The organism is Ensifer sp. Root127 (assembly GCF_001425225.1).
GTDB lineage: Bacteria > Pseudomonadota > Alphaproteobacteria > Rhizobiales > Rhizobiaceae > Ensifer > Ensifer canadensis.
Genome location: NZ_LMDX01000051.1, coordinates 158394 through 181395 on the forward strand (window position 1 = coordinate 158394; position 23002 = coordinate 181395).

The following is a 23002-nucleotide window of genomic DNA, read 5'->3' on the forward strand; positions in this document are numbered from 1 at the left end:
GGCGGGACACGCCCGCATGGCGTCCGCCGGGGAGAGTTCCTATATTCGACATGAATGCCCGCGCTCTGCGCGCCTCTTGAAAGGTGAAGCCATGAACATCGGCGAAGTCGCACGCGCCTCCGGCGTCTCGACGAAGATGATCCGCTATTACGAAACGATCGGCCTCATTCCTCCGGCCGATCGCAGCGAGGCCGGCTATCGCAACTACGGCGACAACGACGTCCACACCCTGCGCTTCATCCGCCGCTCCCGCGATCTCGGTTTCACCGTCGAGCAGATGACCGACCTCTTGACACTCTGGCGCGATCGTTCGCGCGCCAGCAGTGAGGTGAAGAAGATCGCGCTCGAACACGTCGATATCCTCGAGCGCAAGGCGGAGGAGTTGAAGGCTATGAGCCGGACGCTCAAGCATCTGGCCGCCAACTGCCACGGCGACGGACGACCGGATTGCCCGATCCTCGACGATCTCGCCGACATGGCCAACGAACCGGGCAAGGCCCTCGAGCCCGCGCGCTTCGGCCCGGCCGGCATCGACCCGGTCCGCAATCGCCGACAGGCCTGAAGACCGAAACTGACCGAGGCTCACGCATTCGTGAGCCTCGGTCCCGCCGGTAGCATTGACAGGAATCGACAGCGTTTCTACGGATTGATGATGGAAAAGGTACGAACTGCATATCAGCGTCTGCTGACGATGCTCAAGCTGGTGACGATGCTGTCGCTGGCTGTGCTGCCCTTTTCCAGCGCCGCCGGCATGACCCATGTCGCATCACACACAGCCATGCAGATGCACGCGGCGATGCAAAAGCACGCGGCGATGCAGACAGATGCCTCGGTCGATATCAGTGCCTCAGCGCTGAACGAGCATTGCCCAAGTGCCGAAAGCGGCAAGGCAAAACCCATCGGCGATAGCAGCAAGGCCGACAAGAAGGATTGCTGCAAGACCTTCTGTGCGTCCGTTGCCGTTCTTGCCGACGCCGGTGAAGCCCGCTTCGGTCTTCCACGCTCCGCTTTAAGCTTCGGCCTGCAGTCGCAACTCAGCCCAGGCGAGCCCGCTGGTCTGCATCGCCCTCCAAGAGCCTGATTTCGTGAACAGCTGACCGCACGCGCGGTCTTGGCCTGCCCGGCTTTGCCGGTCGGACGCCGATATCCATCATTCACATTTCAGGTTGAACCATGAAACGTCTGTTTTCCATGGCGCTCCTGCCCATCCTTTTGGGCGGATGCGCCACCACGATGCCTGCCGAGGTCACAAGCCTCGCCGATCCCTCGCAAAGTTCCACTGGCGCCGGCGGTCAGGCTTACCGAAGCCCTGTTGCCGGCTATGTCCACCGTGAGCCTGTCGGTCCAAAACGCTGGGTGCCGCTCAACGACGCCCAGTCTCCCGCCAAGGGAGGCGCATCATGAGCAGGCAAAGGTTCAAGCTCGCCGCGATCATCGGCTTGCCGCTGGCGCTTGCCGGCTGCACCACAACCGCAGAATATTCGGCAAAGGACGCCGGCTTTACCGCGGTCGAGGCCAAGGTCAGCGCAGGCACTGCGAAGAGAAGCGTCTGGATCCAGAACCGCGAGCAGGCCGCAAAGGCTGAAGCACAGGTGAAAGCCCTGCTGGCACGCAAATCGGTCGATGCCGACACCGCCGTGCAGATCGCGCTTCTCAACAACAGGGGCCTGCAGGCCGCCTATGCCGATCTCGGCGATGCGTCGGCGGATGCCTGGCAGGCAACGATGCTCCTCAACCCGACTGTTTCGATCGGTACCACCGGGATCGGGGCGCCGGAGCTTCAAGCCTATCGCGCCATTGAGGGGCTGATCACCACCAATATCCTGGCGCTCATGACGCGGGAGAAGACCATCGCCGTTGCCGACGCCCGCTTTCGCCAGGCGCAGCTTGCGGCGGCCCTTCGAACGCTTGCGCTTGCGGCAGAAACCCGGCGCGCATGGGTCGAGACGGTTTCGGCCTGGGAAACGGTCGGGCAGCTCAACCGGGCGCAGGCCGCAGCCGACGCATCCTCCGAACTCGCCGCCAAGCTGGGCGAAACCGGTTCTATGGGCAAGGGTGACCAGGCACGCGAGCACGTCTTCAATGCCGAACTCGCCGGCCAGGTGGCGCAAGCCCGACTTGCGGCACGACTTGCCAAGGAAAGCCTCACCCGGAAAATGGGTCTCTGGGGAGCGGACGCCGACTACCAGGTGCCGAACCGACTGCCCGACCTGCCGAAGACCCTCGCCCGCCGGAACAGCATCGAGGGCGAAGCGCTCAAGCGCCGTGTCGACCTGCAGATGGCCCGCCTCGAGCTTGAGGCCGTGGCAAAGTCCTATCGGTTGACCGACGCGACACGCTTCGTCAGCGATCTCACGCTCGTCGCAGGGGCAGAAGCCGAGCGCGAACGCGAAGACGGGGACACCAAGGTCGAGACCACCGGCCAGGGTGAGTTGGAGTTCTCCATCCCGATCTTCGACACCGGCCAGGCGCGCTTGCGCAAGGCGGAACTGGCGCATATGCGCGCTGCCAACCTGCTTGCCGAGAAGGCCGTCAACGTCCGCTCGGAAGCTCGCTCGGCCTATCAGGCCTATCGATCGCGCTACGATATCGCCAGACATTATCGCAACAACGTCGTGCCCTTGCGCAGCAAGATCGAGGAAGAGGCCACCCTCAGCTACAACGGCATGATCACCAGCACCTTCGAAATGCTCGCCGACACGCGCGCCAAGGTGGACTCGGTGATCCTCTCCATCAACGCCAAACGCGATTTCTGGCTGGCGGACGCCGATCTGATGACGGCCATCCATGGCGGCGGGGAAGAAGGCACTGCGGTCGAGACCGCCGCTCCTGCCGCAGCGGATGCGGATTGAAAGGAACGATGACCATGTTCAACAGACGACAAATCCTCGGTGCCGGCGCGGCACTCGTTTCTACCACCGCCTGGGCGCAAACCTCGACATCCGGCCTGCCGGAGGCGGCAGGCATGGACAACGCCGCCACCCAGAAGCCGCTCGTGCCGACGAGCGGGCCGGACTACAACCCGGTCGTTACGCTCAACGGCTGGACGCTGCCGCACCGGATGAACAACGGCGTCAAGGAATTCCATCTCGTCGCCGAACCGGTGGAACGCGAGATGGCCGACGGCATGACCGCCTATCTCTGGGGCTATAACGGCCAGTCCCCCGGGCCGACGATCGAGGCGGTCGAAGGCGACCGGGTGCGCATCTTCGTCACCAACAAGCTGCCGGAGCACACGACGATCCATTGGCACGGCATGATCCTGCCTTCGGGGATGGATGGCGTCGGTGGACTGTCTCAGCCGCATATCCCTGCGGGCAAGACGTTCGTCTACGAGTTCGATCTCGTGAAGTCCGGAACCTTCATGTACCACCCGCACGCCGACGAGATGGTGCAGATGGCCATGGGCATGATGGGCTTCTTCGTCATTCACCCGAAGGATCCGGCCTTCATGCGGGTCGACCGCGACTTCGTCTTCCTACTCAACGCCTATGACATCGACCCCGGCACCTATGTTCCGCGCATCATGGAGATGACGGACTTCAACATGTGGTGCTGGAACAGCCGCATCTTCCCGGACATCGATCCGTTGGTTGTTGCCAAGAACGACCGGGTGCGGGTGCGCGTCGGCAACCTGACGATGACCAACCATCCGATCCACATGCACGGCTACGATTTCGAAGTGACCTGCACCGATGGCGGCTGGGTTCGCCCGGAAGCCCGGTGGCCGGAGGTCTCGATCGACATCCCCGTCGGCGCCATGCGCGCCTACGAGTTCGACGCCAAGTACGAAGGCGATTGGGCGATCCATTGCCACAAATCGCACCACACGATGAATGCGATGGGCCACGACATCCCGACCTTCATCGGCGCCGACAAGACCCAGGTCGCGGCCAAGATCCGCAAGATCAAGCCCGACTACATGCCCATGGGCACGGCCGGGATGGCCGACATGGGCGAAATGGAAATGCCGCTTCCCGACAACACCATCCCGATGATGACGGGCTGGGGCCCGCACGGCGCGTTGGAGATGGGCGGCATGTTCTCGGTGGTGAAGGTGCGCGAAGGCATCTCCGCCGGCGATTACAGCGACCCCGGCTGGTACGAAAACCCGCCGGGAACGCAGGCCTGGGAATGGACCGGCGCGTTGCCGGAAACCAACCGGGCAACCGATGCCAAGACAGTGATCACGCCGCCGCCCGCAAAAAAGGGCTGACCGCAATGACCTCTTCCAATGCAACCAAGGAAACAAAGATGAAGACGACACTTTTCGCGCTGGCGTTCCTCGCCGCTTCCTCGCTCGCCTCGCCGATGCTGGCCAGCGGCTCTCACGCCGGCGGTCATGATGTCATGTCGGTCGGCAAACCGGGCGACGCCAAGAAGGCGACCCAGACCGTACGCGTGACGATGAAGGAAACCGACGACGGCAAGATGATCTTCACGCCGGCAAGCATCAAGGTCCGCCAGGGGCAGACCGTGCGCTTCGCCATCAAGAATGTCGGCGAACTCGAACATGAGTTCGTGCTCGACGACAAGGCGCAGATTCAGGAGCACAAGGCCGCGATGGAGAAGTTTCCGGACATGGAACACGCTGATCCGAACGCCATCCGGCTCGAGCCCGGCAAATCCGGCGAGATCGTCTGGACCTTCACCAACAACGGCACGTTCCAGTTCGCCTGCCTGGTCCCCGGCCACTACGACGCCGGCATGCATGGGCCGCTCGAAGTCGTGAAGAAATAACTGTAACCCACTGAAAGGATGACACTATGAAAACGCTCCTCACATTGTTTGCCGCTCTCGCCATCGCCGCTTCCGCGCAGGCTGCGGAATTCACCAAGGGGACGGTCAAGAAGCTCGACGCCTCGGCCAAGAAGGTGACCATCGCCCATGAAGATCTCAAGAACCTCGACATGCCTGCGATGACCATGGTGTTCCGGGTCAAGGATGATGCGATACTGGCCAAGCTCAAGGAAGGCACTGCGATCGAATTCGTCGCCGACCGGGTCGATGGCAAGCTCACTGTGACCGAGATCAAGTAATCCAATGTCCAAGGCCCGGTATAACGACAATTCCGGGCCTTGGACGACGAGGCCGAACTGAAACGAAAGGAGCGTCCGATGATGGACCTCAACCGCAGACATTTCATCGCCGGTGCGATCATGGGCATGACGATGCTCACGGCCGGTGTGGCGATCGCAGCAGGCCCGATGACGATCTACAAGGATCCGCAATGCGGCTGCTGCGAACAATGGGCGGAAGCCATGGAGGCAGCAGGCTTCAAGGTCGATATCCGCGACGAAGCCGACATGACGCCGATCAAGTCCCGGCTCGGCGTGCCGGCCGACATGGAGGGGTGCCACACCGCCGTCATCGACGGTTATGTCGTAGAAGGGCATGTGCCGCTTGAGGCAGTACAGAAGCTTGTGTCCGAAAAGCCGGACATTGCTGGCATTGCCGTGCCCGGCATGCCCGCAGGTTCGCTTGGCATGGGCAACGATCCGCAGGCGTCCTACGACGTCTACACCATCGCCAAGACCGCCGGCACTGCTGCGACCGTCTATTACGAGGTCCGGCCGGCGCAATAGCGCGGGCACTTTATCGGCGATAAGGCTCAGGCGGCGCGCCAGGCGCCGTCTTCCCCTCGGGCCAGCAACGGCGTGCGGAACACACCGACCACGCACTCCGGCCAACGCGGCGCAAGATCGGCCAGAGGCTGTCGCCAACGCTCGGTCTGCAGCATGGCTGCACCGATTGCGATCGGCTCGACGCCGCAAGTCTCCATCAGCGTCAAGCCGGCAACGATCGACGTGCCGCTTGATATGACGTCGTCGACGAGCACAACGCGCTTGCCCTCAAGCAGCGGCAGCATGCGCGGATCGACGTAGAGCCGCTTCTTCTGGTCGGGGGTGGTGATCGACGACAGCGGCACGGAGAGATCGTCGACATACCAGAATTTGCGCGACGTTCCGAGCGGCACGTAACGGGCATGGCCGAGCTTGCGGGCGACGGCAGCCGCCAGGGTCAGCCCCAGCGTCGGCAGACCGGCGATGACATCCGGTTTTAACGGCGCGAGCCTGGTGGCCAGTTCCGTTGCCAGCGCTTCTTCGACCGCAAAACTCGCCTGGTTGATGATCAGCGAGGCCAGCGCGTGTTTGCCATCGGAGAGCTGCCGGATCGGCAACAGGATCTGGCGACCGTCTTCGAGAGTTGCCGGGAAGAAATCCCGATAACCGCTTCCAGTATCGAAACTTTTCGGCGGGAACACATCCTGCCAGAATTCATGCGGCTGCATCGGTACTGTCCTCTTCTGCGCCACCAAGGCTTCGAACGAAAGGCAATGAAAACGCCGGCGCACTGTTCTGGTTCCGGCGGTTTTCGTCTATACCGTTTACCACTTCGATCAAACCGAAAGGGCGCCCCGGCAGACGCAAATCTGGGGAATTCGACGGCCCTTCTCCGACAGACATGCAAGGAACTGCCAGACAATGCGCGTGCCAGATGGGATCACCAACGATCTGCCCTTCCTCACCGAATTCCGTCGTGATCTCCACGCCCATCCGGAGCTTGGCTTCGAGGAGGTTCGCACAAGCGATCTGGTCGCGAAACTGCTTGAAGAAGCCGGGCTTAAAATCCACCGGGGCCTTGGAAAAACCGGTGTCGTCGGCACGCTGCAGATCGGCAACGGCACCCGCTCCATCGGCCTTCGCGCCGATATGGATGCGCTTGCCATGCCGGAACTTGCCGAGCGGCCATACAAATCGAAGGAAGCCGGCAAGATGCATGCCTGCGGCCATGACGGCCACACCGCCATGCTGCTTGGCGCCGCCCGCCATCTCGCCAGGACGCGCAATTTTTCCGGCACAGTGCATTTCATCTTCCAGCCGGCCGAAGAAGGTCGTGGCGGTGCCAAGCGCATGGTCGAGGATGGCCTCTTCCGGCTCTTCCCCTGCGACGCGGTTTACGGCCTGCACAACATGCCCGGCCTTCACCCCGACGAGATGGCCGTCGTCGCCGGACCGCAGCTCGCCTCGTCCGACAGCTGGCGGTTGACTTTCCGCGGCGTCGGCACCCACGGCGCCAAGCCGCATCTCGGCCGCGACCCGGTGACGGCAGCCGGCACGTTCCTCGCCTCACTGCAATCGATCGTCGGCCGCGTCGTCGATCCGCTACAGCCGGCCGTCGTCAGCGCCTGCTCCGTTCGCGCCGGCGACCCGAAGGCGCTCAACGTCATTCCCGATACGGTCGAGATCGGCGGCACGGCGCGCGCCTACACGCCTCATGTTCGCGATCAGCTCGAGGAAGAGATCGGCCGGCTGGCGCGCGGTACGGCCGAGATGTACGGCATCAAGGTCGACTACGCGTTCGAGCGTCGCATTCCGCCCGTGGTCAATGACGCCGGCGCCAGCGAACGCGCCCTTTCGGCAGCCCGTGCCGTCTTCGGCGAAAAGACCCGCACGCAGTTTCCGCCATCGACCGCCGGCGACGACTTCGCCTTCTTTGGTCTCGAAGCTCCCGGCTGCTACGTCTGGCTCGGCAACGGACCCGCCGTCGACGGCGCACTGCACCACAACACGGCCTATGACTTCAACGACGACGCGATTGGTCCGGGCACCACCTTCTGGACGACATTGGTGGAACAGGAACTGAGTGCTTCGGCCGGCCTCTGAACATGTAACGCCGTCGCTCAGAATGTCCGCTGCTCCGAAACGTCGCGCCCCTTCGGTAGAGGCCGGTGGTTGCCGAAGGGATCAGCGGGGCGTCAATCGACGCCTGAGCATGATGACAAAGCTTGAGAATGCCTGGTTGACGAAAGGCTCGCTCAGTTCTGCCTCATTCCTGCCCCGTGCCGGAATCCAGCGAGCTGACGTCCGTCAGGTCAAAAGACCGTTCAGCCCAAGGACTTGGGCTGGCCAGATTCCTGTGACAGGCACAGGAATGAAGGAGAATTTGGCTAACGCCGAGCCTTCCTTACTCCTCGTACTGACGTTGTCAGCAGTCTGAGGGCGACAATCGTCGCCGTGCTTGATGCCTCAGAGGACTTCGAGCACCGGATTTTCGAGAAGCTTTCCGGTTAGCACATCGGCGATGCCGCGATCGGTCTGGTGCGGCCCTGCATTGCAGGCAAGCGTTGCCCCGAAGCAGGCCTTGAAGACGAGGTAAGGCGGCTGCCAATCGACGATCCGCCCGACAGCATCGCGCAGGGCGGCAAAGCCGGCAGACACATCGGCCAACGGTGCATCGGAGACGAGGCCGCAGAGCGGCAACGGCAGGACCGCGTCGATCTTGCCCGCCGATGCGACAGCCATGCCGCCACCGGCGGCGATGACGGCATTGGCCGCCTCCATGATGTCGCGGGCATTGCCGCCGAAGACTGTCAGGTTGTGGCTGTCGTGTGAAACGGTGGTCGCGAATGCACCGCGCCACTCTCCCCAACCGGTAAGCAGGCCGACGCGCGGCTTGCTGTCGGCGCGGCCGTGGCGATGAGCGACGGCGATCAACGTTGCGCCTTGCGGCGGAACGACGAAGCCATTCTCGACCGCGGCCAGAACCTCGCCCCACTGCGTGAAGCGCGGGCGATCGACCGTAGCGACCCTCACCTTTGAACCGGTCGACGCAATGGCGAAATCGGTCTCGCTCAATGGCTCGATTTTCATCGTGCCAGCGAGCGCTTCTACATTGGTCCTCGGCAGGGCATCGATCATCCGTCCGGCAACGGCGACCTGTTTGCCGCCGGCGATCACGGCACGGGCCTCGAGATCGGCAAGATCCTCGAAGATCACGATATCGGCGCGCCGTCCGGGGGCGATGAGGCCGAGGTCGGCACGGCCGAGGCGGGTCGCGGCGTTCAGCGTCGCGGCGCGAAGCGCCCATTCGGGCCTTAGGCCATAGCGCACGAGCCGCCGCACGACGTCGTCGAGCCCACCCGAGCGATCGAGATCATCAGGAAAGACATCGTCAGTGCAAAGCGTCACGGTTTGCGGCAGATGGCCGAGTGTATTCAGCGCCTCGACGAACTCGGGCAATAGGTGATCGTGCGAGCCGCGCAGTTCGATCGAGAGCCCGGCGCGAAGCTTGGCCATCAGGTCGTCAGAGGAAACCAGTTCATGGTCCGAGCTGACGCCCGCGGTCACGAAAGCCTGCAGGTCCGCGCCGGCAAGGCCGCGCGCATGGCCGTTGACCGGCTTGCCCGCGGCAAGCCCCGCCTGGACGATCGCCTGCATACGCGGATCGCCATCGATAACGCCGCGCATGTTCATCATCTCGGCGATGCCGCCGATTTCCGGCCAGGAAAGCATCGTGGCGATGACATCGGCATCGAAGTCGGCGCCCGCCAGTTCCAGGCCCGGCGCAGATGGTACGCTCGACGGCGCCAGCAGAACACAACGCAGCGGCAAGTCAGCGATGGCATCGGCAGCCCAGCGCACCCCGGCGATGCCGCTGACGTTGCCGAACTCGTGCGGATCCCAGACAACAGTCGTGACGCCGCGCGGCAGCACCGCATCGGCATAGGTCGCGGGCGTCACCATCGAGCTTTCGACATGCATGTGCGTGTCGATCAAGCCCGGTGACAGGAAGGCGCCGGAGGCATCGACGAACGAGGCGGCATCGCTGCGGCTGCCGGGGGCATGCACGCTGGCAATCAGCGAACCGACGAGGCCCACATCGGCAGCCCGCCTTTCACCGGTGACCATGTCGACGACAACGCCGCCGGAGATGAGTACGTCGAACGCCGCCACGCCACGCGCGGCTGCAACGGCACGCGCGCGCAGTTCGGCATCCATCAGGTCCATCGGCTCCTGCACACGGCTCACTTGGCGGCTTCCTTCATCAACGCGCCGAGGATCTGGGCGCGTGCCGTTTCCGCATGCACGTCGGTCGCGTATTCGGCGTTGAAGGCCGCATGGCTTTCTCGCGTCTCGACCACTGTACGCCCACGGGTCAGCGAACCTGCAAGCTCAGCATCGATGCGCGCCTTGCGGAAGGAGACCGCGCCGGCATTGACGAACGCGACTGCGGCCGTCGGATCGTAGATCGCCATGCCCGGCCGCCCGCGGCTGGTGCCGATGGAAACGTAGCCGGACAAGAGATCGGCGATCAGCGTGGCATTGACACCGCCCGTGGCACGAATGGGTGCAATATCATCGGGATAGGCGAAGACCTTGCGGCAAAGGTCGAGGTCGACCATGCGTAGCGGCAGTTCGTGCGCCAGCACGATCGCCAGTGCTTCCGGATCAGCGAAAGCGTTGAACTCGGCTGAGGCCGTATGGTTGCCGGTGGTGACGCCACCGCCCATCCAGGTCAGGTCGGTGATCTTCGCGGCCAGATCCGGGCGGGCAAGGCAGAGCGCGGCAAGGTTGGTCAGCGGCCCGAGCGCCAGGACACGGCGCGGCTCCTCGGCTTCCTCCAACCAGCGGCAGAGCTCGGCGAAGGCGTCGCTCGTCGCTAGCGGCGGGGCCGCCGGAAGCGTCAGGCCGACGGTCGGCATGCCGGTTTGCCCGAGGATCCGCTCGGCGGTTTCCAGCCTGCCGAGCACCGGCAAGGCGCGGCCCTCATGGATGGGAAACGACCAGCCGAATGCCATGGCCGCACTCGCCGCATTGCGCTTGACCTGCTCGAGCGGCGTATTGCCGAACACGAGCGAGATGCCGTCAATCGTCTCGTTGGCGTGGAGAACGACGAGCACCGCAGCGATGTCGTCGAAGCCCATATCCGTATCGATCCAGATGCCCATTGCAAATTACCCGAACCGCTCAAGCCGGGCCGCCTTGGCGGCCGGCAGATCGAAGGTAAGTTCAGTGCCCGGTTGGTGCGCGGCGAGACCTGCATCCTCCTCGGCCTTGATCGCGCCGAGCGGCGTATCGAGCAGGTATTCGCGTGTGCTGCCTGAGAAAGAGGCTCCGCGCACAGTGCCTTGGAAAGGACCTGAACCAAGGGTCACCATGCGCGGACGCCACGCAAGCCCTGCCGTGTCAGGCGGCAGGGATTCGGAAAGAGAAATCGGGCCGTTTGCGGCTTTGAGCTTGCCACCCTCGACCGCGAAAATGTTCTCGAAGCCGACGAAGTCGGCAACGAAGCGGGAAACCGGGCGGTTGTAGATGTCCTCGGGCGTGCCGATCTGCTCGATGGCGCCGTTGAGCATCACCACGATCCGGTCGGCAAGCGACAGCGCCTCGCCCTGGTCGTGGGTGACGAAGATCATCGTCACGCCGGTTTCCTTCTGCACGCGCTGCAGCTCGGTGCGCATCTCCAAGCGAAGCCGGGCATCGAGGTTCGACAGCGGCTCGTCGAGCAGCAGGACCTTCGGCTCCATCACCATCGAACGGGCAAGTGCCACGCGCTGCTGCTGGCCGCCGGAAAGCTCGGCCGGCTTGCGCGTGGCGAATTTCGACAGGCCGACGGATTTGAGGCCGGCCGTCACACGCGTCTCGATGTCGTTTGCCGGCAGCTTCTTCAGGCGCAGGCCAAACGCGACGTTTTCGAAAACCGACAGATGCGGAAAGAGCGCATAGGACTGGAAGACCAGCCCGACCGACCGCTTGTTGGCGGAAACTCGTGTGATGTCGACGCCGTCGAGGCTGATGCGGCCCGATGCCGGTGTCAGCAGCCCGGCGATCGAGCGCATTGTCGTCGTCTTGCCGCAGCCGGACGGTCCAAGAAACGCCACCAATTCGCCCTTGCGGATCGACAGGTCGAGATCCTTCACCGCAACGGTATCGCCATAGGCGAGCGTGAGTTTTTCGAGGCTGAGGAAGGAAGCGTCAGACATAGCGGGAAAATCCTAAGAAGCGTTCGGCAAGGAAAACGATGCCGATGGACATGAAGGCGAGCAGCGCCGAAAGAGCCGCCACCGACGGGTCGTAGGTGATCTCCATATAGGAGAGCATGTCGATCGGCAGCGTGCGCACGCCCGGACCGGACAGGAACAGCGAGACCGGCACCTGGTTGAAGCTCGTCACGAAGCCGAGGATGAAGGCGGCGAGAATACCACTGCGAATATTCGGCATCACCACCCGGAAGAACGCGCCGGCGCGCGAGGAGCCGAGCAGCACTGCAGCTTCCTCGATGTCGGAGCGCAGGTTGTTGAGGCTGGCCGATACGACGCGCACGGCATAGGGCAGCACCAGCGCCGTATGCGCGAGGAAGAGCGCGAGCGTGATGTTGAAGCCGAACGGCACGACGATGTAGCGCAGCAGCGCCAGGCCGACGATGATACCCGGCACGATGATCGGCAACGACACGATCGTGCGGATGGTTTCGCCGAAGGGCAGCTTGTAGCGCGAAAGCGCGTATGAAGCGGGAATGCCAAGCACCAGCGCCATTGCGGTACCGCAGATGGCAAGGAACATCGACACGGCGAAGCTTTCACGGAAGCTTTCGACGGTGAAGACCTTGGCGACCCATTTCAGCGAGAAGCCTTGCGGCGGGAAAGCCAGGGTCTCGCCGCCCGACAGCGATGCCGCGACGATGATGAAGAACGGCCCGATCAGGAAGGCGATCACCAGAAACAGGACGAGGGGAGAAAAGACGCGGGGGGTCATCGCTTGTTCCTCGCGGTGGCGAGCCGTTTCAGGAGTAGATTGGCGGCAAAGCTCATGACGATCAGGATGAAGGCAATGACGCTCGCCGAGACGAAATCATTGGCGACGGTGACGCGCTGGTAGAGCAGCGTCTCGAGCATCAGCACCTTGGAGCCGCCGAGGATTGCCGGGGTGATATAGGCAGTCAGCGAACCGGTGAAGACCAGGGTACCGCCAATGACGAGACCTTCCTTTGTGAGCGGAAGAATGACCTTCCAGAACACCTGGAACCAGTTGGCACCCAGCACGCGCGCCGCCGGAATGGCATCCTTTGGCATGTTCTCGAGCGCGCTGATCAGCGACAGGATCATCAGCGGCAGGAACAGCTGCAACAGGCCGATAAACACGGCTGTCTCGGTGAAGAGAAAGCGGATCGGTTCGTCCGAAAGGCCGATGAGCTGCAGCGCCTGGTTGACGATGCCGGTGCGCCCGAGAATGACGATCCAGGCATAGGTGCGGGCGACCGACGAAATCATCAGCGGCAGCACGACAAGGCCGATCATCTGCCCCTTGCTGCGCGGCGAAAGATTGACGATCGCAAAGGCAGCGGCATAGCCGAGCACGGCCGAGACGGCAGTCACCATCAGACCGAGCCGGAACGTGCGCAGGAAGACCGTGCGGTTCAGCGGGTCGGTGAAGAAATCGACATAAGCGGTCAGCGACCAGCTGTCGGCGCTGCGAAAGCCTTCGGCGAGCAGAATGACGACGGGCGCCAGAAAGACGATCGCCGCAAAGACCGCCGCCGGCAAAGCGAGCGCCAGTGCCTCGGCGCGGTTCTGAAACATCCCTGGTCTTCCTTTCGTCGCGTTCATTCACTGCGGGATCGGCTCAAAGGTTGCCGGCCGACCCGCAAAACTGCCCCCATCACGGCGATGGGGGCGTTTGTCGATGGCTGTTACTGTCCGACCTGGGCGTTCCACTCGGAAAGCCAGGCTTCGCGATTGTCGAGAGCGACGGCCGACGGAATGAGCTTGAGGCTCTTCACGGTTTCCTCGCCATAGGTGAGGTTTTCAGCGATTTCAGGCGCTACCTTGACGTCCTTGTTGGCCGGGCTGTCGACCAGCTTTTCTGCAAGTGCCGTCTGGATTTCGGTCGAGAGCCAGAAGTCCATGAATTCCAGCGCCAGGTCCTGGTTTTTGGCGCCCTTGGTCAGAACCATGACGTTCATGCCGCCGGTCTGGCCTTCCTTCGGCGTCGCCCACTTGATCGGCAGGCCGAGCTTGGTGAAGCCCTCCCAGGAGAAACGCCCGATCGGGGCGGCCCAGATCTCTTCCTGCTGCATCAGTTGCACGAGCTGCGAAGACTTGACGTAGAAGGTGACGATTTCGTCCTTCTTCGCGCCGACGGCGGCGATGGCTTCCTTCAGATCCGGCGTATTCTTGCCGATCGCCTCACCGACCATGTAGAGCGCCGGCGGGCCCTGATTTGTGGTGACGTTCGGGAAGGCGACATGGCTGGCGTTCTTCTCGTCGAGCAGATCAGCCCAGGAGTTCACTTCCATCTTGTCGGAGCGGTAGACGATCGACGTTGCGTAGAAGGTGTAGCCGACGCTCATGCCGTCGCCGTTCGGATCCTTGGCGAGATCGTAGAGCTTGTTGAAATTCGTGAGCTTCGTGTTGTCGATCTTTTCGATCAGGCCGGCGCGCGAGGCCGAGAGAGCGTCAGCCATGGAGACGACGGCCATATCGACGACCGGGCTTGCCTTGTTGGCCTCCATCTTTGCGAGGCGCTCAACGCTGTTGCCGGTCTCGACCACCAGTTTGCAGCCACACTTGGCTTCGAAGGGCGTGTAGACCAGTTCCTTGAAAGCGTCCTGGGCAAAACCGTAGACGGAAATGGTCAGCGTCTTTTCCTGGGCGGAAGCGGCATGTGCAGCGACGAGCAAAAGCGCGCTGGAGGCGAGCAGGATCTTCTTCATGGCTGGTGTTCTCCTTCGGGGGCTGAGGTTCTGGCGTCGGCAATCGTACTTGCGTTGGCGATCGTCTGGGCAGGCTGGAACTGTGTTCTGGGCGGCGCGGCGCTCGACTGGCGCACGACCAGCTGCATCGGCACTTCGGCGTTGTCGGCGGTCACCGGTGCGCCGATGGCGGCATCGGTCGGGTCGCGCTCGCCGATCGCTTTTACAAGTGCTTCGACGGCAATCGCGGCGATCCGCGTCATGTCCATGCGCGCCGTGGTCAGTGCCGGCGTTACCACCGGCGACCAAATGAGATCGTCAAAGCCGGTAACACTTGCTCTCTCCGGCACGTTGATGCCGGCGCGCTGCAGTTCGGTCAGCGCCCTGAGCGCATGAAGATCGGAGACGCAGGCAAAGGCGGTAAAACCTTGCGCGACCTTCTCGGCAAGGCCGAGCGGACAGCCCTTGCCCTGCTCGCGCTCGAGCGGTTCGATCCACAGGGTTTCGACGAATGCGCCCTCGGCAAGCGCCGAGCGAATGCCGCCGATGCGGTCGTTCTGCACGTTGGAGGCGGGATTGTTGCCGATGATGAGAACACACTGGTGTCCGAGCGCTTTCAGATGCTCGGCGATCTGGCGGCCCCCGCCCCAATGGTCGGCGGCAACAGTATTGCCTGGCGTGGACGGCGTATCGATGACCGCCACGGGACAGCCGACATCGGCGATGCGGGTCCCTCGCCGCGGCACGATGACCATGCCGTCGACATCGCGATCGATCAGCCGCTCGATGGCCTTGGTCTGGGTGGTGACGTCCCCACGGGAGTCGGCGATCAGAACGCCGTAACCGGCTGACGACGCAGCCAGCTCGATTGCCTGTGCGATCTGCGGGAAGAGAGGATTGGCGATATCGGGAAGCACGAGCCCGATGACGGCGGTTCGGCCGGTGCGGAGCGCCCTGCCCGCAAGGCTCGGGACATAACCGAGTTCGGCGGCCGTCGCGCGGATCTTCTCGGCCATTTCGGCAGAGACACGCCCCTTACCGGAGAGCGCGTTGGAGACCGTCGCCGCGGAGACGCCCAGTGCTCTGGCAATCCTCGTCAGTTTTGGTCCGGAACGCGCCAAGGCCGTGGTTTCCGTTATCGGTGATTAAACGATTAATCATGCGATATATCAGAATGCCGCAACTGTCGAATCCTTTTGCCGGCACAGGATGAAATTGTGGATCCAATCGGACCGTGGACTGTGGACAAGCGGCCACCGACTCGCGTCCATTGGTTCAGTCTGAAATGCTGACAGTAAAGCGAAGCGGTCAAATGCCACCTGTTCACCGACATCACTTAACGGCCCCAGCAAAACCCTGCAGGATACCATCATGACGTTTCAGCGGAGGCGCCGGATCGTGCGGCGCCAGCGAACAGGGACCGCGCTTCTCGTGGTCGCGCTCATTTCCTTTCTGGCCGGAATGACCGACGCCATCGGCCTGCTGACAGTCGGCGACTTCGTCTCTTTCATGAGCGGCAACACGACACGAGCCGCGACAGCCGTCGCCGAAGGCAACATCCTGCGGTCGCTCATCCTTCTCGGCTCGCTCGCGGTCTTCGTTGTCGGCAATGCCATGGGAACGATCGTTTCAAGCAGGTTTCGTGCGGGCGGCGTTCTTTTCGGCGTCACCGTCACCCTCGCCCTTACCGCCGCCGGTGGCGACCACCTGCCGAACGAACTGCGCTTCTATCTCATCGTCCTTGCCATGGGCGTCGCGAACGCCTCTGTCGAGCATATCGAGGGCCTGCCGATCAGTCTCACCTATGTAACGGGCGCCCTGTCCCGCTTCGGCCGTGGCTTGGGCCGGTGGATCATCGGCACAGGCAACATACAATGGACGATCCAGATCGTGCCCTGGATCGGCATGCTTGGCGGGGCGATCGTCGGCGCCATGCTCGAGTACCGCTTCGGACAGCTCTCGCTCTGGGCCCGACAATCCTCTCCGGTCTGTTGTTCACGCTGGTGTTGATGATTCCGCGGCGGTGGTCGCAGCGATATGCGCAGCGCTGAACCGGCGGGAGCGGCCCTCCGGTTTTAGGAACGCCCTTCGCTTGCCGATGCCAACAGCGGGTGCAAATTTCAACTTCGCCAAACAAAACGAACCAAAATTCCCACTAAATTGGTGGGGAATTTGTATGATGCGCCGCAACCGCCCGATGTGTACATTCGGATGGCAAGCGCGACCTCGCGTGATGAGCATATATGCAGGAGTTAGGGAAATGACTGGCAACACGATCGACTTTGGCAGACTTTCAGGACAGGGCCGGAAAGGCAGGCGTTCGATCCTCGCCACCGCGGCCTTGGCCATGGTTCTGTCAACGAGCACGGCAGCGCTCGCGCAGGACGCAAACTTCGATCCGGATGCCTCCATCGTCATCGGCTCGCTCTATGAACCGCAGAACCTGGACAACACCGCCGGCGCCGGCCAGGGCATCAACGAAGCCTTCAACGGCAACGTCTACGAGGCGCTATTCACGCTGACCGACGCGGGTGACGTCGCTCCCGGCCTCGTGGCCGAGCAGACCATCAGCGAGGACGGCCTGACCTATACGTTCAAGCTTCGGCCGAACGTGACCTTCCATTCCGGCGACCCGCTGACGGCGCAGGATGTGAAGCACAGCATCGAGCGCGTCGTGGCACCGGATTCCAAGAGCTCGCGCAAGAAGAGCCTGGCGACGATCAGCGAGATCCAGACGCCCGACGATCAGACGGTCGTGGTCAAGCTCTCCGCCCGCTCCATCTCGCTGCCCTATAACCTCAGCTACGTCTGGATCGTCAACGACGCGGCAAAGGATCTGAACGCCAGTGAAGATGGCACAGGCCCTTACCGCCTGGACGAATGGCGCCGAGGCTCGTCGCTGGCGCTGACCCGCAATGACAAGTACTGGGGCACGGCGCCGACCAATGGCGAGGTCGTCTTCCAGTACTTCACCGATGCCACCGCGCTTAACAATGCGCTCCTGACGGGTGCAGTCGATGTCATCACCAGCGTCCAGAGCCCGGATTCGATCGCCCAGTTCAAGGACAATCCTGATTTCACGGTGACCGCCGGCCAGTCGACCACCAAGGAGCTTCTGGCGTTCAACGACAGGGTCGAGCCGTTCAACAACGTCAAGGTTCGCAAGGCCATCGCCCGCGCGGTCGACGACAAGAAGCTGCTGCAGTCGATCTGGGGTGAATACGGCACGCTGATCGGTTCCTTCGTGCCGCCGACCGATCCGTGGTACGTCGACCTGACCGGCGTCGATGCCTATGACGTCGAAAGCGCCAAGGCGCTTTTGAAGGAAGCCGGTATTGCCGATGGCTTCTCGTTCAAGCTCGACACGCCCAACTATGATCCGCATCCGATCGTTGCCCAGTTCCTGCAGAGCGAACTGGCGAAGGTCGGCATCAAGGTCGAAATCAACATCATCACCGCCAACGAGTGGTACACCAAGGTCTATAAGGCGCATGACTTCCAGGCGACGCTGCAGGAACACGTCAACCACCGCGACATCGTGTTCTACGGCAACCCCGACTTCTACTGGGGATACAACAACCCGAAGGTTGTCGACCTGATCAAGGAATCGGAAGCTGCGGTCAACACCGACGAGCAGACCGCCAAGCTGACGGAGGCAAACCGCATCATCGCCGAGGACGCCGCCAGCAACTGGCTTTATCTCTATCCGCAGATCGTGGTTTCGAGTTCCGCCGTCACCGGTTACCCCGTCAACGGCCTGAACTCGCAGTTCTTCGCCTACAACATCAAGAAGAGCGGGAGCTGATCGTTCGTTTCCCAAGCGATCTGTTATGGTCACGCACAAGTAAGGAGCCCCCGAGCGAGCTGGGGGCTCCTTTGCATTGCAGCTGACGGCGCTTCATTGCGTCGACAACGCAACGTCAGATCTTTTCCAACTACACGCACGATATCCCCACGCCAGTCATGGCGCGCCAAGGACGCATCTGCGTTCGAAACGTGCTGCATCATTCCCCTGAAATCGATGAGGGTTTAAGGGATTATGCAGTAGCCTCCCGGTTGATTTTATGCAAAAGCCAGCGCTCCGGCCCTGGGTGTTACACCCGTCGGACGAAAGGAAACTTACCATTTTCGCCTATGTCCTGCGCCGCCTCGCCATCCTGATCCTGTCGCTGCTGATCGCCGCGGTGGTGCTGTTTGTGCTCCTGCGTCTGCTGCCGGGCGACCCGGCGAACGCCCTGCTTTCCGTCGGCGCCGATCAGCAGCAGATCGAGGCAGCGCGCGAACAGGTCGGCTCCAACTTACCGCTCTGGGAGCAGTTCCTGCGCTTCGTCGGCAGCCTTGCGCGCTTCGATCTCGGAACGTCCTTCGTCAGCGGCAAGCCCGTTGTCGAGGAAATCGCCGCCCGTCTAACCGTAACGGTGCCGCTGGCGCTGCTGGGCTTTGGGCTCGCCGTTATGATCGCCGTGCCGCTCGGGATCGTTTCGGCAGTCAAGGCCAACCGCTGGTACGGCGCGGCCATATCGACCGTGTCGCAGCTTGGCATCGCCATCCCGGTCTTCTGGGTCGGAATCCTGCTTGTCACCGTCTTTGCGGTCAATCTTCGGATCTTTCCGTCGGGCGGTTATCCCCGGCGCGGCTGGCAGAACGAGGGCCAGGTTCTCTATGCACTGGCTCTGCCGGTCCTAACGATCGGGCTGGTCATGGCTGCCTCGCTGATCCGCTACATCCGATCCGCAACCCAAGATGTTCTCGGCAGCGACTATCTGCGGACGGCGCGTGCGCTCGGCGCCAGTTTCTCGCAGGCGCTGATCCGGCACGGCATTCGCAATGGCGCCGTGCCGATCGTCTCGATCCTGGGCATCGAGCTTGCAACGACCCTGCTTGGCGCGGTCGTGGTCGAGCGGGTGTTCGCCCTGCCCGGCCTTGGCTCGATGCTGCTGCTGGCGATCGAACAGCGCGATTACCCCAACGTCCAGGGCGTGTTATTCATCTCGACCCTGCTGGTGCTGCTGATCGGCTTTGCCGCCGATCTGCTTCAGCGGATGATCGATCCCCGCTTGCGCGAACGGGCGACAGGAGCTGCGACGTGACCGCCCTTGACCTTTCGACAGATAAACCCGCCCGCCAACATTCGCTGTCGCTTTCCATCGGGCTTGCCCTCGTCGGCCTCAACGTCGCGGTCGCCATCGTCACTTTGTTCTGGACACCTTACGACCCGCTCAATGCCTCCGGCGGCCGGCTCGAAGCGCCGTCACTGCTGCACTGGGTCGGCACGGATCGACTCGGCCGCGATTACCTGACGCAAATCATGATCGGCGCGCGCACGGCGTTGATCGTCGGTACTGGCGCTGTTGCGATCGGCGCCTCGATCGGCGTGACGCTCGGCATTCTCGCCGCTTTCGCGACGCGCCTGCTCGACGATGTCATGGCCGCCACCCTGGATATTCTGATCGCGTTCCCGACGCTGCTGCTGGCGATGCTGGTGGTCGCGGCCAGCGACAGTGCTAGCCTGTGGTCGGCGACCCTGGCACTTGGCCTGGCGATTTCGGCGATCGTCGCCCGCTTGACGCGGATCCTTGCCAAGCGTGTGCTGCGCCAGGACTACATCGTCGCATCCCGGACCTCCGGCACCTCGTGGCCCGGCGTCGTCGTGCGCCATGTACTGCCCAACATCTGGCCGACGCTCTCGGTGAACTTCGCCTTGCAATTCGGCCTGGCAGTGATCGCGGAAGCGTCGCTCTCCTATCTCGGCCTGGGCGCACCGCCGCCGAACGCATCCTGGGGCAGGCTGCTGCAGGAGGCACAGGGTACGGTCTATACCGCCCCCGTCGGCGCGATTGCACCCGGCATTGCCCTCGTCGCACTGGTCATTGGCATGAACCTGCTTGCCGACGGCCTGCGGGACGTCGGCGACCCGACACGCGGGAGATCGCGATGAGCGCCTTGCTTTCCGTTCAGGGCCTGACCGTCCGCGCTAGCGGCAAGACATTGGTCTCGGACCTGTCGTTCTCCATCGGCTCCGGCGAGCGAATGGGGCTGATCGGCGAATCCGGCTCGGGCAAGTCGATGACCGCGATGGCGATTACCGGCCTGTTGCCGGCGAACATCTCCGTCACCGGCTCGATCGTGCTCGATGGCCAGGAGGTGGTCGGCACTGAAGACAAGCGCCTGAACCGGCTGCGCGGGGTCGCAACCGCCGTTGTCTTCCAGGAGCCGCTGACAGCCCTCGATCCGCTGATGAGAATCGGCAAGCAGATCGCCGAGCCGGTGCGCCGCAGGCTCGCGCGCGAACAGGGACGCGCGACGCGTTCAGCGGTCGACCGCGAAGTGCTCGACCTGCTCGACAAGGTCGCCCTGCCGCAACCGGAGCGCATTGCCAACGCCTATCCGCACGAAGTGTCGGGCGGCCAGCGCCAACGTGTTGCGATCGCCATGGCGCTTGCCTGCCGCCCAAAACTTCTGATCGCCGACGAGCCGACGACCGCGCTCGACGTCACCACCCAGGCCGAAATCCTCAAGCTGCTCGACGGGCTTGTGCGTGAAACGGGAATGGCGCTGCTCTTCATCAGCCATGACCTGCCTGTTGTTGCCGAAGTGGTCGAGCGTGTGATGGTGCTGCGCGACGGCATCGCGCTTGAAGAGGGCGCCGTTGTCGACGTGTTTAGCAACCCGTCGCACGACTATACGCAGACGCTTGTCGATGCCGCGCGCATGTTCGACGAGGCCCTTGGACGGACGGGATCGTGATGCTGGACCTGCAGAATGTGAACTTCGGCTATTCCCGTCACCGCAAGATTTTGAGCGACGTGTCGTTCAGCGTGCGCGCCGGCGCCAGCGTTGGACTGGTGGGCGAGTCCGGTTCGGGCAAGACGACACTGCTGCGGCTGCTGCTCGGTCTGGAGCGGCCCACGAGCGGCACGATCCGCTTCGGCGACGATGCACTCGATCCGGCCGATGGCGCGTTCATGCGCCGTTACCGGCGCGCGGTGCAGCCGGTGTTCCAGGACCCCTATTCGTCGCTCGATCCTCGCCAGAAGGTGCTCGACATCATCGCTGAGCCGCTGCAATCGCTGCGCATCGCCGGTCCACGCAAGGATGCGGTGGCGCAAGCCCTGGAGGCTGTGGGCCTGCCGCTCGATGCCATGCAGCGCTACCCGCACGAATTTTCCGGGGGACAGCGCCAGCGCATCGCGATTGCGCGCGCAATCGTCGCCCGTCCACAGATCATTCTTGCCGACGAAGCCGTCAGCGCGCTCGACCTGTCGACCCGCATCCGGATCGTCGAACTGTTCAAGACGCTGTCGGCAACGCTGACGCTGGTGTTCGTTTCGCACGACCTTGGTGTCGTCGCATCGCTTTGCGAAGAGATGGTCATCCTCGAAAAGGGACAGGTGGTCGAGAGCGGCAAGACGCGCGATATCCTGACGGCGCCCCAGCATCCCTATACACAGCGGTTGCTTGCCAGCATTCCGCGCATGCCGGCCTGAGCGCTTCGGTCACTCACGAATCTACCGTTAGCGACCCCCTCACCAACGAACAAAGTACCTTGATCTAGAACAACCCCCCGTCGAGCGGAGTTGCCCATAGTGCCGCCGGCCGCAGATTCCCTGCCGCCGCATGCCCTGAATGGCAATTTTCAACTTCTTCTGGGGGTCCGGAATCATGTCTACTCGCTCCATCCTTCCAACCGCCGCCGCACTCGTTTTGCTGGCGGCCTCGGTCACTGCGGCTCAAGCCGCGGACCTTACCGCGCCGAGCGAGGCCGCCGCTCAGCTACCGGCTGCAAGCGAGCAGAGCCCATGGATGATCCGCGCCCGCGCGCTTGCCGTTTTACCCCAAGACAAGGCATCGCTGCAGTTGAATGGCACGTCACTTGACGGCGAAAAAGTCGGCGTCAGCAACTCGGTCGTGCCCGAACTCGATATCACCTACTTCTTCACCGACAATCTTGCGGCGGAACTGGTCCTGGGCACGACCCCGCACAGCGCAAGGGGCAGCGGTTCGATCGCCGGTCTCGGCGAGATCGGCAAGGCCTGGTTGCTGCCGCCGACACTGACGCTGCAGTACCACGTCAATCTCACTGACACGATCAAGCCCTATGTCGGCGCCGGCGTGAACTACACCATCTTCTACAACGAAAAAGCCCAGGGCGACTTCTCCAGCTTCAACCTCAAGAATACCTTCGGCGTGGCCCTGCAGGCCGGTGTCGACATCAAGCTCGACGATCACTGGGGTATCAACTTCGACGTGAAGAAACTGTTCCTCGAGCCAGAGGTCAACGCGACCCTGCCGGGCGCCGGCACGGTGACGGGCAAGGTCAAACTCGATCCCTGGCTGATCGGCACAGGCATTACCTACCGCTTCTGACGTTTTTCGCCAGCGGATGACACCGCTTCAGGTCTACAGCGCCGCGCGCCATATTAGACGCGCAAAGGTCGCTGTAGCGCTTTGAATGGCTGCATGTTTTTATCCTTGAATCGAATAGGATTTAAGGAAACACGCAGTGGAAAATCTCCGCCCTCGCCGT

Annotated in this window: 23 protein-coding genes and 1 pseudogene; 16 read left to right on the forward strand and 8 right to left on the reverse strand. The window is 62.8% G+C overall.

All coding sequences use genetic code 11. The annotated features are described in order from the left end of the window. The first annotated feature begins 91 nt into the window (after positions 1-91). The 8 genes from cueR (at position 92) to ASD03_RS31950 (ending at position 5585) form a co-directional block, all read left to right on the forward strand. Positions 92-562: a Cu(I)-responsive transcriptional regulator gene (gene cueR, locus ASD03_RS31920; RefSeq protein ID WP_025428581.1), complete on the forward strand. Its 471-nt coding sequence runs from the start codon at positions 92-94 to the stop codon at positions 560-562. A 90-nt stretch (positions 563-652) separates the two neighbouring features. Beyond that, positions 653-1081: a hypothetical protein gene (locus ASD03_RS31925; RefSeq protein ID WP_113567519.1), complete on the forward strand. Its 429-nt coding sequence runs from the start codon at positions 653-655 to the stop codon at positions 1079-1081. 92 nt (positions 1082-1173) lie between these two features. Continuing rightward, positions 1174-1404 (forward strand): hypothetical protein, encoded by a 231-nt coding sequence (locus ASD03_RS39505; RefSeq protein ID WP_156408112.1) that lies wholly within the window; start codon positions 1174-1176, stop codon positions 1402-1404. Continuing rightward, on the forward strand, positions 1401-2852 hold the full coding sequence (locus ASD03_RS31930; protein ID WP_057218153.1) for a TolC family protein: 1452 nt from the start codon (positions 1401-1403) through the stop codon (positions 2850-2852). Before ASD03_RS39505 ends, ASD03_RS31930 begins: the two co-directional genes overlap by 4 nt. Positions 2853-2866: 14 nt before the next feature. After that, positions 2867-4216 carry a copper oxidase gene (locus tag ASD03_RS31935; RefSeq protein ID WP_057218306.1) on the forward strand — a complete coding sequence of 450 codons (1350 nt, stop codon included), beginning with the start codon at positions 2867-2869 and terminating at the stop codon, positions 4214-4216. A 38-nt stretch (positions 4217-4254) separates the two neighbouring features. Beyond that, positions 4255-4740 carry a plastocyanin/azurin family copper-binding protein gene (locus ASD03_RS31940; RefSeq protein ID WP_057218308.1) on the forward strand — a complete coding sequence of 162 codons (486 nt, stop codon included), beginning with the start codon at positions 4255-4257 and terminating at the stop codon, positions 4738-4740. A 26-nt stretch (positions 4741-4766) separates the two neighbouring features. Then, the gene (locus tag ASD03_RS31945; RefSeq protein ID WP_057211277.1) at positions 4767-5039 is read left to right on the forward strand and encodes a copper-binding protein; all 273 of its coding nucleotides are present in this window, start codon (positions 4767-4769) and stop codon (positions 5037-5039) included. Between the two features lie 120 nt (positions 5040-5159). Next, positions 5160-5585: a DUF411 domain-containing protein gene (locus tag ASD03_RS31950; RefSeq protein ID WP_225906303.1), complete on the forward strand. Its 426-nt coding sequence runs from the start codon at positions 5160-5162 to the stop codon at positions 5583-5585. Positions 5586-5611: 26 nt separating this feature from the next. Here the strand turns inward: ASD03_RS31950 and ASD03_RS31955 are convergent, their stop codons facing one another. After that, positions 5612-6292 carry a phosphoribosyltransferase gene (locus tag ASD03_RS31955; protein ID WP_057211279.1) on the reverse strand — a complete coding sequence of 227 codons (681 nt, stop codon included), beginning with the start codon at positions 6290-6292 and terminating at the stop codon, positions 5612-5614. Positions 6293-6485: 193 nt separating this feature from the next. On the opposite strand from ASD03_RS31955, the gene ASD03_RS31960 reads away from it, so the two are divergent. Continuing rightward, positions 6486-7667: a M20 aminoacylase family protein gene (locus ASD03_RS31960; protein WP_025428572.1), complete on the forward strand. Its 1182-nt coding sequence runs from the start codon at positions 6486-6488 to the stop codon at positions 7665-7667. Between the two features lie 363 nt (positions 7668-8030). On the opposite strand, the gene ASD03_RS31965 is transcribed toward ASD03_RS31960, so the two are convergent. From ASD03_RS31965 to ASD03_RS31995, 7 genes are all read right to left on the reverse strand, one after another. Further along, complete coding sequence (locus ASD03_RS31965) at positions 8031-9812, reverse strand: adenine deaminase C-terminal domain-containing protein (RefSeq protein ID WP_156408113.1); 1782 nt, start codon at positions 9810-9812, stop codon at positions 8031-8033. After that, positions 9809-10732: a nucleoside hydrolase gene (locus ASD03_RS31970; protein WP_025428570.1), complete on the reverse strand. Its 924-nt coding sequence runs from the start codon at positions 10730-10732 to the stop codon at positions 9809-9811. Before ASD03_RS31970 ends, ASD03_RS31965 begins: the two co-directional genes overlap by 4 nt. Positions 10733-10738: 6 nt before the next feature. Next, positions 10739-11767, reverse strand: coding sequence for an ABC transporter ATP-binding protein (locus tag ASD03_RS31975; RefSeq protein ID WP_025428569.1), 1029 nt, complete (start codon positions 11765-11767; stop codon positions 10739-10741). After that, on the reverse strand, positions 11760-12539 hold the full coding sequence (locus ASD03_RS31980) for an ABC transporter permease (protein ID WP_057218157.1): 780 nt from the start codon (positions 12537-12539) through the stop codon (positions 11760-11762). Before ASD03_RS31980 ends, ASD03_RS31975 begins: the two co-directional genes overlap by 8 nt. Further along, entirely contained in the window at positions 12536-13363 is an 828-nt protein-coding gene (locus tag ASD03_RS31985; protein ID WP_025428567.1) for an ABC transporter permease, read from the reverse strand. The genes ASD03_RS31980 and ASD03_RS31985 overlap by 4 nt, the downstream gene beginning before the upstream one ends. Before the next feature lie 110 nt (positions 13364-13473). After that, positions 13474-14496: an ABC transporter substrate-binding protein gene (locus ASD03_RS31990; protein ID WP_025428566.1), complete on the reverse strand. Its 1023-nt coding sequence runs from the start codon at positions 14494-14496 to the stop codon at positions 13474-13476. After that, positions 14493-15596 carry a LacI family DNA-binding transcriptional regulator gene (locus ASD03_RS31995; RefSeq protein ID WP_082557455.1) on the reverse strand — a complete coding sequence of 368 codons (1104 nt, stop codon included), beginning with the start codon at positions 15594-15596 and terminating at the stop codon, positions 14493-14495. Before ASD03_RS31995 ends, ASD03_RS31990 begins: the two co-directional genes overlap by 4 nt. Before the next feature lie 250 nt (positions 15597-15846). Between ASD03_RS31995 and ASD03_RS32000 the strand changes: the two are divergent. The 7 genes and pseudogenes from ASD03_RS32000 (at position 15847) to ASD03_RS32030 (ending at position 22842) form a co-directional block, all read left to right on the forward strand. Next, positions 15847-16526, forward strand: a pseudogene (locus ASD03_RS32000) (YoaK family protein). Positions 16527-16822: 296 nt separating this feature from the next. Further along, entirely contained in the window at positions 16823-18280 is a 1458-nt protein-coding gene (locus tag ASD03_RS32005) for an ABC transporter substrate-binding protein (RefSeq protein ID WP_244494719.1), read from the forward strand. 259 nt (positions 18281-18539) lie between these two features. Further along, positions 18540-19565, forward strand: coding sequence for an ABC transporter permease (locus ASD03_RS32010; protein ID WP_082557456.1), 1026 nt, complete (start codon positions 18540-18542; stop codon positions 19563-19565). After that, complete coding sequence (locus ASD03_RS32015) at positions 19562-20413, forward strand: ABC transporter permease (protein WP_057218160.1); 852 nt, start codon at positions 19562-19564, stop codon at positions 20411-20413. Before ASD03_RS32010 ends, ASD03_RS32015 begins: the two co-directional genes overlap by 4 nt. Continuing rightward, positions 20410-21222, forward strand: a complete 813-nt coding sequence (locus ASD03_RS32020) for an ABC transporter ATP-binding protein (RefSeq protein ID WP_057218163.1) — start codon at positions 20410-20412, stop codon at positions 21220-21222. Before ASD03_RS32015 ends, ASD03_RS32020 begins: the two co-directional genes overlap by 4 nt. Then, positions 21216-21962, forward strand: coding sequence for an ATP-binding cassette domain-containing protein (locus tag ASD03_RS32025; protein WP_025428559.1), 747 nt, complete (start codon positions 21216-21218; stop codon positions 21960-21962). The genes ASD03_RS32020 and ASD03_RS32025 overlap by 7 nt, the downstream gene beginning before the upstream one ends. A 175-nt stretch (positions 21963-22137) precedes the next feature. Continuing rightward, positions 22138-22842 carry an OmpW family protein gene (locus ASD03_RS32030; RefSeq protein ID WP_057218313.1) on the forward strand — a complete coding sequence of 235 codons (705 nt, stop codon included), beginning with the start codon at positions 22138-22140 and terminating at the stop codon, positions 22840-22842. The last annotated feature ends 160 nt before the right edge of the window (positions 22843-23002 follow it).

Excerpts from the sequence above, each read along its gene's own strand:
- cueR (WP_025428581.1), top strand. The coding sequence starts at position 92 with ATGAACATCGGCGAAGTCGCACGCGCCTCCGGCGTCTCGACGAAGATG.
- ASD03_RS31925 (WP_113567519.1), top strand. The coding sequence starts at position 653 with ATGGAAAAGGTACGAACTGCATATCAGCGTCTGCTGACGATGCTCAAG.
- ASD03_RS39505 (WP_156408112.1), top strand. The coding sequence starts at position 1,174 with ATGAAACGTCTGTTTTCCATGGCGCTCCTGCCCATCCTTTTGGGCGGA.
- ASD03_RS31930 (WP_057218153.1), top strand. The coding sequence starts at position 1,401 with ATGAGCAGGCAAAGGTTCAAGCTCGCCGCGATCATCGGCTTGCCGCTG.
- ASD03_RS31935 (WP_057218306.1), top strand. The coding sequence starts at position 2,867 with ATGTTCAACAGACGACAAATCCTCGGTGCCGGCGCGGCACTCGTTTCT.
- ASD03_RS31940 (WP_057218308.1), top strand. The coding sequence starts at position 4,255 with ATGAAGACGACACTTTTCGCGCTGGCGTTCCTCGCCGCTTCCTCGCTC.
- ASD03_RS31945 (WP_057211277.1), top strand. The coding sequence starts at position 4,767 with ATGAAAACGCTCCTCACATTGTTTGCCGCTCTCGCCATCGCCGCTTCC.
- ASD03_RS31950 (WP_225906303.1), top strand. The coding sequence starts at position 5,160 with ATGGGCATGACGATGCTCACGGCCGGTGTGGCGATCGCAGCAGGCCCG.
- ASD03_RS31955 (WP_057211279.1), bottom strand. The coding sequence starts at position 6,292 with ATGCAGCCGCATGAATTCTGGCAGGATGTGTTCCCGCCGAAAAGTTTC.
- ASD03_RS31960 (WP_025428572.1), top strand. The coding sequence starts at position 6,486 with ATGCGCGTGCCAGATGGGATCACCAACGATCTGCCCTTCCTCACCGAA.
- ASD03_RS31970 (WP_025428570.1), bottom strand. The coding sequence starts at position 10,732 with ATGGGCATCTGGATCGATACGGATATGGGCTTCGACGACATCGCTGCG.
- ASD03_RS31975 (WP_025428569.1), bottom strand. The coding sequence starts at position 11,767 with ATGTCTGACGCTTCCTTCCTCAGCCTCGAAAAACTCACGCTCGCCTAT.
- ASD03_RS31980 (WP_057218157.1), bottom strand. The coding sequence starts at position 12,539 with ATGACCCCCCGCGTCTTTTCTCCCCTCGTCCTGTTTCTGGTGATCGCC.
- ASD03_RS31985 (WP_025428567.1), bottom strand. The coding sequence starts at position 13,363 with ATGTTTCAGAACCGCGCCGAGGCACTGGCGCTCGCTTTGCCGGCGGCG.
- ASD03_RS31990 (WP_025428566.1), bottom strand. The coding sequence starts at position 14,496 with ATGAAGAAGATCCTGCTCGCCTCCAGCGCGCTTTTGCTCGTCGCTGCA.
- ASD03_RS32005 (WP_244494719.1), top strand. The coding sequence starts at position 16,823 with ATGGTTCTGTCAACGAGCACGGCAGCGCTCGCGCAGGACGCAAACTTC.
- ASD03_RS32010 (WP_082557456.1), top strand. The coding sequence starts at position 18,540 with ATGCAAAAGCCAGCGCTCCGGCCCTGGGTGTTACACCCGTCGGACGAA.
- ASD03_RS32020 (WP_057218163.1), top strand. The coding sequence starts at position 20,410 with ATGAGCGCCTTGCTTTCCGTTCAGGGCCTGACCGTCCGCGCTAGCGGC.
- ASD03_RS32030 (WP_057218313.1), top strand. The coding sequence starts at position 22,138 with ATGTCTACTCGCTCCATCCTTCCAACCGCCGCCGCACTCGTTTTGCTG.